Annotated in this window: 16 protein-coding genes and 1 riboswitch; of the genes, 10 read left to right on the top strand and 6 right to left on the bottom strand. The window is 54.3% G+C overall.

The window, feature by feature from the left end:
- Positions 1-27 precede the first annotated feature (27 nt).
- Positions 28-132: riboswitch (TPP riboswitch) on the top strand.
- A gap of 82 nt (positions 133-214) precedes the next feature.
- The 8 genes from tenA (at position 215) to AC13H5_RS14045 (ending at position 6,496) form a co-directional block, all read left to right on the top strand.
- A complete protein-coding gene (tenA, locus tag AC13H5_RS14080; RefSeq protein WP_483546059.1) occupies positions 215-889 on the top strand; it encodes a thiaminase II in 675 nt (224 codons plus the stop codon).
- Entirely contained in the window at positions 886-1,674 is a 789-nt protein-coding gene (thiM, locus tag AC13H5_RS14075) for a hydroxyethylthiazole kinase (RefSeq protein ID WP_483546058.1), read from the top strand. The genes tenA and thiM overlap by 4 nt, the downstream gene beginning before the upstream one ends.
- On the top strand, positions 1,674-2,510 hold the full coding sequence (gene thiD, locus AC13H5_RS14070; RefSeq protein ID WP_214753467.1) for a bifunctional hydroxymethylpyrimidine kinase/phosphomethylpyrimidine kinase: 837 nt from the start codon (positions 1,674-1,676) through the stop codon (positions 2,508-2,510). Before thiM ends, thiD begins: the two co-directional genes overlap by 1 nt.
- On the top strand, positions 2,482-3,120 hold the full coding sequence (gene thiE / locus AC13H5_RS14065; protein ID WP_483546057.1) for a thiamine phosphate synthase: 639 nt from the start codon (positions 2,482-2,484) through the stop codon (positions 3,118-3,120). Before thiD ends, thiE begins: the two co-directional genes overlap by 29 nt.
- 23 nt (positions 3,121-3,143) lie before the next feature.
- On the top strand, positions 3,144-3,776 hold the full coding sequence (locus AC13H5_RS14060) for an SDR family oxidoreductase (RefSeq protein ID WP_034779608.1): 633 nt from the start codon (positions 3,144-3,146) through the stop codon (positions 3,774-3,776).
- Positions 3,777-3,909: 133 nt separating this feature from the next.
- A complete protein-coding gene (locus AC13H5_RS14055; protein ID WP_483546056.1) occupies positions 3,910-5,475 on the top strand; it encodes a diguanylate cyclase domain-containing protein in 1,566 nt (521 codons plus the stop codon).
- 45 nt (positions 5,476-5,520) lie between these two features.
- Entirely contained in the window at positions 5,521-5,970 is a 450-nt protein-coding gene (locus AC13H5_RS14050) for an OsmC family protein (protein WP_021065934.1), read from the top strand.
- Between the two features lie 88 nt (positions 5,971-6,058).
- Positions 6,059-6,496 (top strand): N-acetyltransferase family protein, encoded by a 438-nt coding sequence (locus AC13H5_RS14045; protein WP_483546055.1) that lies wholly within the window; start codon positions 6,059-6,061, stop codon positions 6,494-6,496.
- Here AC13H5_RS14045 and AC13H5_RS14040 read toward each other — a convergent pair whose 3' ends face one another.
- Complete coding sequence (locus AC13H5_RS14040) at positions 6,497-6,943, bottom strand: DUF4385 domain-containing protein (RefSeq protein WP_483546054.1); 447 nt, start codon at positions 6,941-6,943, stop codon at positions 6,497-6,499. It lies immediately after the preceding gene.
- 67 nt (positions 6,944-7,010) lie between these two features.
- Between AC13H5_RS14040 and AC13H5_RS14035 the strand changes: the two genes are divergently transcribed.
- On the top strand, positions 7,011-7,559 hold the full coding sequence (locus tag AC13H5_RS14035; RefSeq protein ID WP_483546053.1) for a GNAT family N-acetyltransferase: 549 nt from the start codon (positions 7,011-7,013) through the stop codon (positions 7,557-7,559).
- 41 nt (positions 7,560-7,600) lie between these two features.
- On the opposite strand, the gene AC13H5_RS14030 is transcribed toward AC13H5_RS14035, so the two are convergent.
- Positions 7,601-8,998, bottom strand: a complete 1,398-nt coding sequence (locus tag AC13H5_RS14030) for a 6-phospho-beta-glucosidase (RefSeq protein WP_483546052.1) — start codon at positions 8,996-8,998, stop codon at positions 7,601-7,603.
- A gap of 204 nt (positions 8,999-9,202) precedes the next feature.
- Here AC13H5_RS14030 and AC13H5_RS14025 point away from each other — a divergent pair, with 204 nt between their 5' ends.
- Positions 9,203-10,072, top strand: a complete 870-nt coding sequence (locus tag AC13H5_RS14025) for a MurR/RpiR family transcriptional regulator (protein ID WP_034779583.1) — start codon at positions 9,203-9,205, stop codon at positions 10,070-10,072.
- 30 nt (positions 10,073-10,102) lie between these two features.
- Here AC13H5_RS14025 and kynB read toward each other — a convergent pair whose 3' ends face one another.
- The 4 genes from kynB to AC13H5_RS14005 form a co-directional block, all read right to left on the bottom strand.
- Positions 10,103-10,726, bottom strand: coding sequence for an arylformamidase (gene kynB, locus AC13H5_RS14020; protein WP_483546051.1), 624 nt, complete (start codon positions 10,724-10,726; stop codon positions 10,103-10,105).
- Positions 10,727-10,740: 14 nt separating this feature from the next.
- Positions 10,741-11,580 carry a tryptophan 2,3-dioxygenase gene (kynA, locus tag AC13H5_RS14015; RefSeq protein ID WP_214753495.1) on the bottom strand — a complete coding sequence of 280 codons (840 nt, stop codon included), beginning with the start codon at positions 11,578-11,580 and terminating at the stop codon, positions 10,741-10,743.
- Positions 11,581-11,591: 11 nt separating this feature from the next.
- Complete coding sequence (gene kynU / locus AC13H5_RS14010) at positions 11,592-12,869, bottom strand: kynureninase (RefSeq protein ID WP_483546050.1); 1,278 nt, start codon at positions 12,867-12,869, stop codon at positions 11,592-11,594.
- 121 nt (positions 12,870-12,990) lie between these two features.
- Entirely contained in the window at positions 12,991-14,505 is a 1,515-nt protein-coding gene (locus AC13H5_RS14005; RefSeq protein WP_034779574.1) for a BCCT family transporter, read from the bottom strand.
- Positions 14,506-14,607 lie beyond the last annotated feature (102 nt).

Below are 14,607 nucleotides of genomic sequence, written 5' to 3'. Positions count from 1 at the left end.
TGGTCGTAGACGACCGAATTTCATAATGTTTACCACTAGGGGAGTCGCGTGACGCGGCTGAGATGGACGAGGTCCAGACCCTTTGAACCTGATCTAGTTCACGCTAGCGTAGGGAAGTGGGCGAACCGATTGTTCTCGTACACTTTGTGTAAATCCGACGCCGCTTCCGTTATGGGAGGCGGCGTCTTTTTTGATCACAAAGGAGGATACATGAATGACATTCACCGCACATCTTCGACAAGAGGCAGATGCCTTGTTTCAAGCCAGCTTTGACCATCCGTTCGTCCGCGAGCTCGGAACAGGCGAACTCGACGAGGCGAAATTTAGGCATTACGTCATGCAAGATTCATACTATTTGAACCAGTTCTCCAAAGTACAGGCGAAAGGCGCGACCCTCGCCCCGAACATGGAAGTCGCGAGCCGCTTTTTGACGCATGCGCTCCATACCATCGAAGCAGAGCATGCGTTGCACCGTGAGTTTTTCACCTTGCTCAACGTGACGGAGGCGGAGTGTGCGACGTTTGAGCCGGCCCCGACGGCTTACGCCTATGCGCTCCATATGCAACAGGCCGGTCCGACGCTCGGTGATGTGCTCGCTTCGATTTTGCCGTGCTACTGGGTCTATTATGAGATCGGGGAGCGATTGAAAGATGCGACACCCGATCATCCGATCTATGCGACGTGGATTGCGACGTACGGTTCGGAATGGTTCCGCGATCTCGTCGAGGAACAGCTTGAACGGCTCGACGTGCTCGCCGGACAAGCGACAGCGGAAGAACGGGTCCGGTATGAACAGCTGTTCTTGAAGAGTTGTTATTATGAACATGCGTTTTGGGAAATGGCGTGGACGCTCGAGTCGTGGGATTTACCGGCGGGGGTGACACGATGAAGCGCGACTTATGGGACAAAGTCAGAGCCGAACGGCCACTCATCCATAACATTACGAATATCGTCGTCGCTAACTTTTCGGCGAACGGGTTGCTCGCCATCGGCGCTGCGCCGGTGATGGCGTCAGCCGTCGAAGAAGTCGCGGACATGGCGTCTGCGAGCGATGCGCTCGTACTCAATATCGGCACACTCGATGCGACGACGGAACGTACGATGATTCGAGCCGGACAGGCGGCGAATGAATCGAGCCGGCCGGTCGTCTTCGATCCGGTCGGTGTCGGGGCGACCGCGTTTCGACGCGACGTCGCTACATCCATTTTGCAACATGTCCGCGTGACGGTCATCCGAGGCAATGCCGGAGAAATTGCGACGTTGATGGATGTCGCTACAAATTCGCGCGGAGTGGACGCGGGTGATGAACGGAACGATTTGAATCAAATCGCACGCGCGGCGGCACGACGCTACAACTGTGTCGTTGCCGTGACCGGAGAGACGGATGTCGTCAGCGACGGGGACGCGACGATTGAAATCAAAGGCGGCACCGCAGCAATGGCCCGGACGACAGGGACCGGTTGTTTACTCAGTACGGTCGTCGGTGCGTTCCTTGCGGTCGAATCCGACGCGTTGACGGCCACGGCGACAGCGCTCGCCGGATATGCGCGGTGCGGCGAACTGGCTACCGCTTTGGCGGATGGACCGGGCGACTTCCCTGTTCATTTCTTGAATGAACTCGGCAAGATGACAGCCGTCGAGTTGCCGAGCGACCGCATTGAGGTGGTGTCATGATGCGGCCGCAAGTATTGACGATTGCCGGTTCGGACTCTGGCGGGGGAGCAGGAATCCAAGCCGATTTGAAGACGTTTCAAGAGCTAGAGGTGTTCGGGACGAGCGTTCTGACGGCCGTCACCGCTCAAAATACGCGCGGGGTGCATGGGGTCGAAGCGGTGTCGCCGGAACTCATCACGCAACAACTCGATGCAATCGGTTCGGACTTTTCGATCGCAGCATGTAAGACCGGGATGTTATTTGATGCGGCGCGCATCGAGGCAGTCGCTACCGGGGTGAAACGTCATGTCTTCAACCGACTCGTCGTCGACCCGGTCATGATTGCGAAAGGAGGGGCCCCGCTTTTACAGGACACGGCGGTCGATGCGCTCAAGACCTCCTTGTTGCCACTCGCGACAGTCGTCACGCCGAACGTGCCGGAAGCGGAAGTGCTGACCGGGTTGACGATTCGATCGTTTAATGATCGTCTCGAGGCGGCTCGGCGGATGTTAGCGTACGGCGTGCGCGCGGTTATTTTAAAAGGCGGCCATCTCGAAGGTGAAACTGCCGAAGACTTGATCATGATGGAGTCGGAAGTGTTCCTTCTCTCGGCCCCGCGCATCCAGACGAGCGATACGCACGGTACCGGTTGTACATTTTCGGCGGCGCTTACAGCGGAACTTGCCAAAGGTCGTTCTATCATGGAGGCGGCGGTGACGGCGAAGCGGTTCATTCAAAGCGCCATCACCCATGGCCTCGAGATCGGCGCCGGACACGGACCGACGAACCATTGGGCATATGTGGCGTATGGAGAGGAGGGTGTGACGATTGAATCCATCAAGGCGGGCACTCGCTGAACAGTTGCGGCTTTACTTCGTATGCGGGACACCGAACACGAAAGACATGTTACGGACGGTCGAAATGGCACTCCAATGTGGCGTGACATGTTTTCAATTTCGTGAAAAAGGTAAAGAGGCACTGTATGGGGATAAAAAAGAAGCGATGGCAAGGACCCTGCAAGCACTTTGTCGTTCGTACGACGTCCCGTTCATCATCAACGACGATGTCGAACTGGCGGCGCGCATTGATGCGGACGGCGTGCATATCGGACAAGACGATGCCGAGGCCGCAATCGTTCGGGAGCGGATTGGTCCAGATAAGTGGCTCGGTGTCTCGGTCCACACGCTCGAAGAAGTGGCAGCAGCCATCGAGCATGCGGATTATGTAGGTATTGGCCCAATTTACCCGACGACTTCGAAAGAAGATGCCGGGGCAGTGAACGGGACGACACTCATCCGCCAAGTCCGAGCCATGTACCGAGAGCTGCCAATCGTGGGGATTGGCGGCATTTTACCGGAACATGTCCCGATGATTCGGCAAGATGGGGCGGACGGCGTCGCCGTCATCTCAGCCATCGCTTCTGCACCGGATGTGGCCATAGCCACACGGCGTTTCGCTTGTCTCTGAATTCAAATCGAGGAGGAAGACAGATGAACGTATTTGTAATAGGCGCGAATGGACAGATTGGAAAACAGCTCGTGGAACGATTGCACGAGGAAGGGAAACACCAAGTCACGGCGATGGTTCGAAAACAAGAGCAACTCGATGACTTCACATCAAAAGGCTATCAGGCCGTCCTAGGCGACCTCGAAGGTGACGTCTCGTCACTTGAACAAGCAATGTCTGGCATGGACGTGGTCGTCTTCGCAGCCGGTTCAGGTGGTAGCACCGGAGCCGACAAGACGCTCCTGATCGACCTTGACGGCGCGGCGAAAAGCATTGAGGCTGCCAAGAACGGGAATGTGAAACAGTTCGTCATGGTGAGCGCATTGAAAGCAGAAGATCGTTCGGCATGGCCGGAAGAGATGAAACCATATTATGTGGCGAAGCACCATGCGGATCGTCTGCTCGAGGAGAGTGGGCTTACGTATACGATCGTCCGTCCGGGCGCTCTCACAGATGACGCCGGTACCGGCAAAGTGAAGACGGGCGACGTATCGACGGGTGAGATTCCGCGTGCAGACGTGGCGGCCTTCTTGGCACATCTCATTGGTCATGACGCAGCCCACAATCAAGCGATTGACCTCGTCAAAGGTGACACGGCGATTGAGGACACATTATAAACGAGATGACGACAGCGAGCGGACTTGGTTCCGCTCGCTTTTTGTATGGATGTGTCCGTGAAATCGACAAAGGAATCGCTTCGACCGATAGAGAAAGTAAGAGATGGATTTGTTAGAAGAAAGGGGTCTATCCATGACCGCATTATTTCTCTATATGGCCGTTTACTTGCTTCCGGCTTTTCTATTGAGTCACCTCGCTCTTGACGTATTGCTCCGCAACCCGCGCCAAGTCGAGCATCGGTTGCTCAGTCTGTTCGTGTTCGGTTATGCGATGCTGTTCTTGGCCGAGTTCGGGCGTCATTTGTCCCCGATCGAAGCGAGTCCGGCCTTCGTGACGTATTGGTTCGGTAACGCCGGAATTTTGATTTTCGTCTGTTCGGTCCACTTCATTGTCAAAGTGACGGGCGTCGGGGCGAAGTTACCGAGATGGATTTATCCGTATGCCATTTATTTGCCGCTCGTCCCGGTCGCCTTGACGTTCATCCGTCAAGAGAACATCTTGAACAGTCAGCGGTTCGACCAAGTCGGTGTCTGGATTTATCCTGAGTTCAACGCGTCTTATTTGACGACGATGACCGTCGGTAACGTGTTTCATTTTCTTGTGATCCTATTATTGATGTATGCCCTTAAGCGGTCCGAGCGCTTCGAGCATCAACGGGTGCTGCGCATGCTCATTTGGACGGCCGTCGCCGTTCTTGTCTGGGACATCGTCTTCGGATACGTCCAGCTCCGCGGAATCATGCCGCCTTACGCGTATATGTACGGTGGACTTGTCTGGGCGGTCGCGCTCGTCGTCGCGATGAATCGACTTGATTTCCTAGCGTCTTACGTCAAACGGTATGGCACGCTCTATAACTTGAACCCGTCGGCGATTCTGCTCGTCGATGATCAGGGACAGATTGAGAGTGCGAATCCGGCCGCGCGCACATTGTTTCATACGGTCCGTGTCGTCAATGAACGTTTTGTCGATTTGTTGCCCGAGAAAAAGCGGGACGAATGGAGTGCGCATTACGACCAACATTTCCATGCGCAAAAAAAGTTTCTCGAGTTCGAGACGAAGATTCAGACAAAATCAGGACAAGAACGGTACGTCGTCATCGATGGTGATTTCGTCTATATCGATCAAAAAATACACGGCATGATTTTGATTCGAGACGTCCATTCGTTCAAAGAAGCCGAACAGTCGATTCGCTTCTTCGCCTATCATGACCCGCTCACGAAACTCGCGAACCGTCGGGCGTTTTATGAGCAGGCCGACCAGGCATTACTGCAAGCGGACACGGTCGCGCTTGTCGTCATCGACCTCGACGGCTTTAAAGGAATCAACGACACGTACGGCCACCAAGTCGGCGATGATTTTCTCATTCATCTCGGTGAGTTGCTTGAGATGGCGACGCCGGAAGCGGGACTAGCCTCGCGCGTCGGCGGGGATGAGTTCTATATTTATGTGCCGAACGTCGATGCAGATGACATCGTTGCGTTCGTCGAGCGCTTGCAGTTGCTGCTGACGGAGCGGCCGTTCCGGCTCGGACGGGAGACGATTCCGATTCGAGCGAGCATCGGGGTCAGTGTCGCACCGGATCAAGGGGCGGACTTGGACACGCTCATTCATAAAGCTGATCAGGCGATGTATCAAATCAAGCAACACGGTAAAAACGACTATGCGATTTATGACGAAGTGTTACACGGACCGAAATAACGGGAACGAGAATGAAGATGGCAATTTGATAGAGGAGGAGACGAGATGACTGAAAAACCGTTAGTAACGATGCGAGCCGAAGGGGAAGCGACGAGTGTGAAGACGACGGTGCATGTGCGTGACCTCGAACCGTTCGTCGTCGATGAACCGGAACGTCTCGGTGGGACGGACGCCGGTCCGAACCCGCTCGAATATTTACTCGGAGCATTGTCGTCGTGTACGACGATCATGATTGCCTATGTGGCGCAAGATCAAGATTTCAACTATGACGGGGTGACGTTCGTGACCGAAGGAACGCTCGACCCGCGCGGCTTCCAAGGCGTTGAAGGAGTACGGACGTATTTTGAGAAAGTACACGTCAACATCGTCCTCGATACGACCGAATCGGATGAACGGATTGCGGCGCTCCAGAAAGGCGTCGAGGCTCGTTGTCCAATCCACAATTTAATGCATGCGGCCGACGTCGACATCACGGCGACGTGGACACGGAAGTGAGGATGGGGCGACCCATCCTTTTTTTGATGTAGACAGGAATGTTTGCCGATGAGCACGAACAAAAAGAGACGTGAGAAAGGAGGTTGTCATGGATATTCGCCCGATGACACAGCAAGACGCCCGCGCGATTCAAGCGTGGACGTACGAGGCACCGTATGATTTCTATAACCAAGAAGCTTCAGCGGAAGGGCTGGATGAACTGATGGCGTATCAGGCCGTCCATGACGAGGCGTTGATCGGTTTCTATTGTCTCGGCACGTATGCACAAGTGCCGAACGATACATACGTCTACGATGACACATGCGTCGACCTCGGGCTCGGCATGCATCCGGATCGAACGGGACGGGGACACGGGCGAACGTTCGTCCGGTTGGTGATGCAAGAAGCGGCACACGAAGGTAAACCGCTCCGGTTGACGGTGGCCGCGTTCAATGAGCGGGCCATCCATCTCTATGAGCAGCTCGGGTTTCAACAGGTCACTTCGTTTGAAAAAGGGGCGACCCGTTTTATCGTCATGACCCGATAATCAGCCGTACTGTTTCTGATGGGCTTTCTTTCGCTTCAAATAGTCCTCGTCCGCCCGAAGCTGATCCCATCGCTCTTTGAAGATGCGGGCCGATTCCGCTTTCTCCTCGTCGATTTGTCGGTCGTGGAGATCTCCGTCGTCCTTATATTTTCGTCCGCCTTTATAGTTGGCGTAACGTCTCGCCCGGGTATAGCCCATCTGGATGAATTTGCGGGCCATATCCATTCCGACGAAATCATCGTTGGCCCGGTATTTTTCGAATAGCTCCATGATCTCATCGGCGGACTGTTCGGCGATGTCAGGCGTCTTGAAGCGCCAATGGGGGAGAATCTCACTTTTATACGGTTCGACGAGCAGGACGCCTTGTTCACCTCGTCCGACCCGATACAGCTCCGGTTGTTTACGGAAATCAATCGTTTCAAAATCTAAATCATAATCAAATGGCATCGTGATCCCTCCTCATGGATTCATTCCCGGAACGAATCCGAGGGAAACGACAGAAAGGAAGAACAAGATGATTCAACTTGATACAGACCGGCTCCGGTTGCGGGCGTTTCAGCTCGAGGACGCTGAACAGATGTTTCACTATGCGAAAGACGAGCGGGTCGGACCGAAAGCAGGCTGGGCGCCGCACCAATCGGTCGAGGAGACGCGTGACGTCATCCGGCTGTTCCAGCAAGACCAAGACGTCTGGGCCATCACACTGAAAAAGACAGGTGAGGTGATCGGCAGCCTCGGGTTGCACGACCGCCGGCCGGACCCTGAGATTCAGCATGACCGGCAGCGCGAGATCGGGTATGTTCTCAGCCCGGACCATTGGGGGCAAGGGTACATCCCGGAAGCCGTCCACGAAGTGATGCGGCACGGTTTTGACGACCTCGGACTCGAACGCATCTGGTGCGGTCATTTCGACTTCAACGATCAGTCGCGCCGCGTCGTCGAAAAGACAGGCTTCACGTACGCGTTCACGACGTCTCAGCAGTTGACGCGCTTAGATGGGCGCACTGTGCAGAGCCTCATTTATGTCGTGACGAAAGAGGAGTACGAACGTGTTAAAGCGTGAAGAAAAGCCAGCGTGTCGATTTGCGACGCGCTGGCTTTTATTTATGCGTGCTCGACAGGTTGGAGCGCTTGAACGACTTCGTCTTTGATCGTGACGCCGCTCGCTTCGAGTTCGGCGATTTTATCGGCGAACTGAGGCAAGTAATCTTTATGGGCGATGAGCAGTTCATCGAGCACCCGTTTCGCAGTCTCGCCGCTCGGGATAAGCGGATTGATGATGAACGCTTGAAGGGCGAGCCCGTAGTCACCGGTCACGGCCGCTTCTTCGACGCACAGCTCCATGTTCTTCATAACTTGGAGCCATCCTTTTTCAGCCGGGGCGAGCGCGCCGAACGCGATTGGTTTCGCACCGGTCGCGCCGATATAGGCGGACACTTCGACGACATCGTCTGGAGCGAGGTCAGGGACGGCCCCGTTGTTCTTCGTCGAGACGACGATGTGTGTGTTCTTATTGGCGTAAATCGAGGCGATCGTCTCACACGCCGCGTCCGAATAGTGAGCACCGCCGCGTTTAGACAGTTGCTCCGGTTTATGGTCGAGGTTCGGGTCTTTGTACAGCTCGAATAGCTCCGCTTCCGTCTGCTTCACTTGCTCGGCCCGCGTGCCGACGGCCGGGTCCCGATATTCCTCGAGCATGTGGGCGAGCATTTCCTCGGCACGATAGTAATACCGGTGATAGCCGCAAGGGATCATGTTCATCTGTTGCAGTTGTTCTTGGAAGAACGGCATGTCGTGAATGTTGGCGGGAATCCCCGAATCGCCGTCGTACATCTTGTCGATGATGTCACGTGTCACGTCTTGTCCGCTCACGTCGTGGACGCGGTGCCAGTGGAAATGGTTCAACCCGGCGAACGAATAGATCAAGTCCTCTGGCTTCTTGCCGATCAGTTCCGGTTCAGCCATCATCGCATTGACCGGCACGTTGCACAGTCCGATAACTTTGTCCCATTTGCCGTAACGGATGACCGCGTCGGTCACCATTCCGCTCGGGTTCGTGAAGTTGACGAGCCAGGCGTCCGGACAGAGCTGTTTCATGTCTTCGACGATATCGAGGATGACAGGAATGGTACGGAACGCCTTCAAGATACCGCCGGCCCCGTTCGTCTCTTGGCCGACCATACCGTACGAGAGCGGAATCCGTTCGTCTTTGATGCGGGCGTCGAGCAAACCGACACGGAACTGTGTCGTGACAAAGTCGGCATCTTGTAACGCTTCTCGACGGTCGAGCGTCAGATGCACTTTAACGTCATACGGAGAAGCGTCCCACATCCGTTGCGCCATCTGTCCGACGATGTCGAGTTTGTCTTTCCCGGCCTCGATATCGACGAGCCAAATCTCACGAATCGGTAACTCTTCGTAACGCTTGATGAACCCTTCCATCAATTCTGGTGTGTAGCTGCTGCCGCCCCCGATGGTGACGAGCTTGATTCCGGTTGTCATTTCAATCTCCTCCTCATTTGTTCACAAAAAAAGTTCTGGATGTGTAAATATATTTGCTGGCTGAATGCAACTTCTCATGTCCATTTCAGTATAAAATAAAGAAAAATGAACACAATAGATTTGAAGATAACTCCGAAAGCGTTTACAAAAAGAAACATATAGACATTTATTTTTGTGAATTCAATTCACGAGAGGAGACCGGACATGCTATTGACCGAGAAAATGAAGCAAGACCTGTTCTCTAAATCAGAACGGGCCGTCATCGACTATTTGTTCGTCGAGCGGGAGCGGATCCACGACAAGACGATGAAACAAATCGCCGAGGCGACGTATACGCACCCATCGATGTTAAGTCGCATCGCCACGAAACTGGAGTTTGCGGGTTGGCTCGAGTTGAAGGAACAGTTTTTGGAGGAAATCGAGTATTTGAATCGTCACTTCTCGGATATCGATGCCAATGAGCCATTCTCGGCTAAGGATAACTTGATGGTTGTGGCGAACAAGCTGGCGGCCCTCAAACAGATGACGATCGAGGACACGCTGTCGTTGCTCGATCATGAGGCATACGAGCAAGCCGTAACGATGTTGAGTGAAGCGCGCCATATCAAGGTCTTTTCTGTCATCCATAATTTGTTGCTTTGTCACGACTTCAAGTCAAAGATGAACCGGATCGGCAAGCAAGTCAGCCTCTGTGAATTCGATGCCGAATTCGAGGCGGCCAACTCGGACGAAACGACGTGTGCGCTCCTGATCTCCTATACGGGAGAAAGTGATTATACGGTCGGACTTATTCCTTACTTAAAAAAACAACGTGTGCCGGTGCTCGCCTTGACGAGTCTAGGGGAGAATGCCATCTCGAACCAGGCGGATTGTACGCTCCGTTTGACGACCCGTGAACGCCTCTACTCGAAAATCGGGAGCTTCACGACGAACGATTCGATTCATTGCCTGCTCGACTTGTTGTACGCTGGTGTGTTCTCGACAGACTATGAGGCGAACATGGCTTACAAAGTGCAAATCTCGAAACGGTTCGACCATCGTAAAAGTTCGAGTGAGGTCATGCAGGAAGACTGAAAACACCCCTTCGAGCGAAGGGGTGTTTGTTCAATCGAGCGAACGCAAGAGAGCGCGCACCGGACTGCCGTCTCCTTTGACAATCGGGAGCGGCACGGCGTTCAATTCGTAATCACCAGGGGCGATATGGTCGAGGACGAGACCTTCGAGAATGTGGACCCCGTTGCGGGCGAGTGCATGATGCGCCGCCATCTCTTTACTGTCGATTGCGTCGACCGACGGCAAATCGAGACCGATCAAGTAAATCCCAAGTTCGCCGAGACGATCAGCAAGTGACGGCGTGAGTTCAGGGATGTGGCTCGGGAACTCCTGCTTGTTCGGCCAGCCGTCCGTCTTTAAAATCAATCGTTCGACGCCGGTCAAGTCAAAGTCGTCCAAGTCCGTCGCTTCGATCCGTTCGCGGGCAGGGAGATGAATGACTCGGGCCGGACCGATATAGAGCCCGGGATCAAGGTCGATGACGCGCTGTCCGGCGTCGTCGAAATGGAACGGGGCATCGATATGCGTCCCGGTATGCAGGCTCATCGTCACTTTCCCGACGTTGACCGAACCGCTGGCGGCCATCGGCCAAGCGATCTCGTAACAGAATGCCGTGTCGCCCGGCCATGTCGTGATCGTGTCTTCAAGCGGTTGCGAAACATCAATCCATGTCATCGTGTTCGTCCTCCTCACAGTTTTGTCCGGACGGTCCAAAGTTCAGGGAAGAAACGGTGGTCGAGGACGCGGCGCAAGTAATTGACGCCTGACGATCCACCCGTCCCCATCTTTTGACCGATAATCCGTTCGACGGTGCTCATATGGTTGAAGCGCCACATCTGCTGTTGGCTGCCGATATCGAGCAGTTTCTCACCGAGCTCATACAAGTCCCAATACTTGTCCACGTCCCGGTACACATCGGCCCAAGCCGCTTCGACGCTCTCGTTCCATTCCCAGTCTTTCGTGACGTCCCGGTTGAGCACGGCGTCATCGATGGCAAGGCCACGGCGGTGCATTTCGCGAACGGTCATGTCATAGATGCTCGGTGCCTGAAGCGACGACTCGAGAAGCGGATACAGTTTCTCGTCATGGGCGTAGACGCTAAGCGTGCGTGCGTTTTTAAAGCCGAGGGCGAACTCGATTTGGCGGTTCTGGTACGATTGAAATCCAGAAGACGAACCGAGTTTGTCGCGGAACTCCAAATACTCGGCCGGAGTCAACGTCGCGAGGACGCTCCACGACTGGATGAGCTGTTGTTGAATCTTCGAGACACGGGCGAGCATCTTGAACGAACGCTCGAGCTCTCCCGTCTCGATGGCGGTCACGGCTGCCGTCAGTTCATGCAAAATCAATTTCATCCACAGCTCACTCGTCTGATGGATGATGATGAACAGCATCTCGTCATGATGGTCCGATAAGCGGTGCTGACTCGATAAAATCGGGTCGAGTTGCAAATAGTCACCGTACGACATGTCTTTCGAAAAGTCTGTCTGAATCGATTGCTCGACTTTGTGTTCAATCCGTTCACTCATATTGTTTCTCCTTAGGCCACGACTTCGCGGACGTTCTCGAACGCCTCGTATTCTTTGTTTTCCATAATTGTCTGTAACGTCATCACGACATCATACACATCGGTGAACGTGTTGTAGAGCGCGACCGGTGCGAGTCGGATGATGTTCGGGGCCCGGAAGTCCGGGATGACGCGATGCTGTTTGAGCGCTTTACAAATGCGGGCCGCCTCAGGGTGTTCGAGACTCAAATGGGCACCACGCTGTGTCTCGTTGCGCGGACTGCCGATAACGAAGCCGTATGGTGCGAGCACTTCGTCAATCAGTGCGGTCATATACGTCGTCAAGGCGAGCGATTTTTCGCGGATGGCGTCCATCCCGATTTCGTTGAACATCTCGAGGGCACCAAGTTGCGGAGCCAGGCTCAAAACGTGCGGCGTCCCGATTTGGAACGCACCGGCGTCATCGGCCGGCGTCATCGTATGATCCATGTCGAACTGTTTATCTTTGCGTGAACCGAACCAACCGGCCAGGCCAGGCGTTGTCCCAAAGTGATGCTCGTGAACGAATAGACCGCCGACGCTGCCAGGTCCGCCATTCAAATGCTTATAGTTGCACCAGTAGGCAAAGTCGACACCCCAGTCGTGGAATGCGTGTGGGATGGCGCCGACCGAATGGCAGGCGTCCAAGCCGATCAAGATATCCCGTTCATGCGCCGCCTTGGCGAGACGGGCCATATCGAGGATTTGTCCGCTGCGATAGAGGACGGTCGGCAAGACGATCAAGGCGATGTCGTCTGTCATCGCTGCGATGATGTCTTCTTCCTTCAAGTAGCGTCCGTCCGGGCTCGAGACTTGGACCAAATGTTCGCTCGGGTCGAGTCCACGGAGCTCGAGTTGACTCTTCAAGGCGTAGATGTCAGATGGGAAGGTGAGCGTGTCGGCTAAAATCTTCGTCCGCTTGCCTTCCGGTTTAAAGAATGAGGCGACGAGTTGGTGCAAGTTGACCGTCGTCGACCCGGTGACCATCACTTCCTCGGCTCTGGCTCCGACGAGCGGGGCGTTAAGTGCGGCCAATTGTTCTGACAAGTTGAACCATGGGTGGCGTCCCGACATCCAGCCATCAATCCCGAGCTCTTTCCAATCGCTCAGTGATTCGAGTAACGTCCGTTCGGCCCGTTTCGATAACAGGCCAAGCGAGTTACCGTCCATATAAATACCGTCTTGCGGCAAATAAAATTCTCCCCGGTATGGTGCGAGCGAGTCGCTGGCGTCGCGTGTTTCCGCGTACGCCCGTGTGAAATCTTGAGCCATATCGTTTCCCCCTTTGACTTGCGTGTCATGCTGACAAAAGCGTAGCAATCGCCTTTGCACGTGTCAATATGGAGGGACGCATCCCCAAAAGAAAAGGCCGCCTTTGAGGCGACCCCAATTCCTATTTGATTTTACGGACATTTTCTTTGCGTAATAGACTGAACAGCGTGTACACCATCAGAATCAAGATGACGGTGAACGGGAGGGCGGAGATGAGTGAAGCGGTCTGCAATCCCTCGAGCCCGCTCGCGATCAATAGAACGGCGGCGATTCCGCCGAGCAAAATGCCCCAAACGATTCGGACAGTGAGCGGTGGATTCAAACTACCATTCGTCGTCATACTGCTGATGATGTACGTCGCCGAATCGGCTGACGTGATCAAGAAAGTAAGAATCAACAGAATCGACAAGACGGATAAAACAAAGCTGAACGGCAATTCGGCAAACGTGACGAACAAGGCACTCGTCACATCGGCATCGACCGCTTGCGCAATCGATGTTCCTTCGAATAGGTCGAGGTGAAGGGCCGTTCCGCCGAACACGGCAATCCATAAGAGCGCGATGAACGGTGGCACGATGAGCACCCCGACGATAAACTCACGAATCGTTCGGCCACGTGAGACGCGGGCGACGAATGCACCGACGAACGGCGACCAAGCGATGGCCCATGCCCAGTAGAAGATGGTCCAATCACGCACCCACGTCCCTTGCTGGTATGGCTGCAAACGAAGACTGTAGCGGATAAAGTTCTGTAAGTAATCCCCTAACCCAAGCGTGAACGTCTCTAAAATAAAGATGGTCGGGCCGGCAAAGAACACGAATACCATCAATACGAGCGCGGTCCCGAGGTTGATATTACTGAGCCATTTGATGCCGCGGTCGAGACCGGTCGTCGTCGAAGTCAAAAACAAGACGGTCAAAACAACGATAATCAATACTTGGACGAGCGCTGTGTTCGGCAACCCGAAGACACTGTTCAAACCACCGTTGATTTGGAGCACACCGAGACCGAGTGACGTGGCGACACCCATGACGGTCGCGATGACGGCTAAAATATCAATCGTTTGATTGAGCGGCTGTTTATAAGCCCGGTCTTTAATGAGCGGAGACAGACTCGTCGAAATAAGGCCGTCCGCATTTCGGCGGAACTGGAAATACGCGATAATCAAGCCGACGATGGCGAAGACGGACCATTGGCTGACGCCCCAATGGAAGAAGGAATATGCCATGGCCAATCGAGCTCCTTCGACGGTCAGCTCGGTCGTATCCGCATACGGAGGGGTGATGAAATGGCTCATCGGTTCGGCAACGCCCCAAAAGACGAGTCCGACCCCGAAACCAGCGGAGAACAGCATCCCGATCCAAGTAAAGAACGGGTATTGCGGACGGTCCTGGTCCGTCCCGAGCCGAATCTTCCCGTATTTACTGAACGCGAGGAAGACGAGGAAGACGACGAACAAAAAGACGGCAAGTAAGTAAAACCAACCGAACGAACGGGTCGTGAAGTTGAAGATGTTCCCGGCAATCGTCGCGAACAACGTCGGACGAATCGCGCCAAACAGGACGAGGAGAGCGATGAGACTCGCCGAAATGTAGAACACGCGATTCAAGCGTGGCTTTTCAGGTGAAGTGTTCATGAGGACTCCTTTCCAAACGCACAAATTATTATTTAGGACTAATAAATATTTCCCTATTTGCGTGAAAGGAAAACGCCTATATGCCAGAATGGTGTCTTCTTT

The sequence above is a fragment of the Exiguobacterium sp. FD-YE-25-4 genome, from assembly GCF_057004685.1.
Note: the sequence above shows the minus strand (reverse complement) of the source record. Positions and strands in the feature narration are given on the sequence as shown.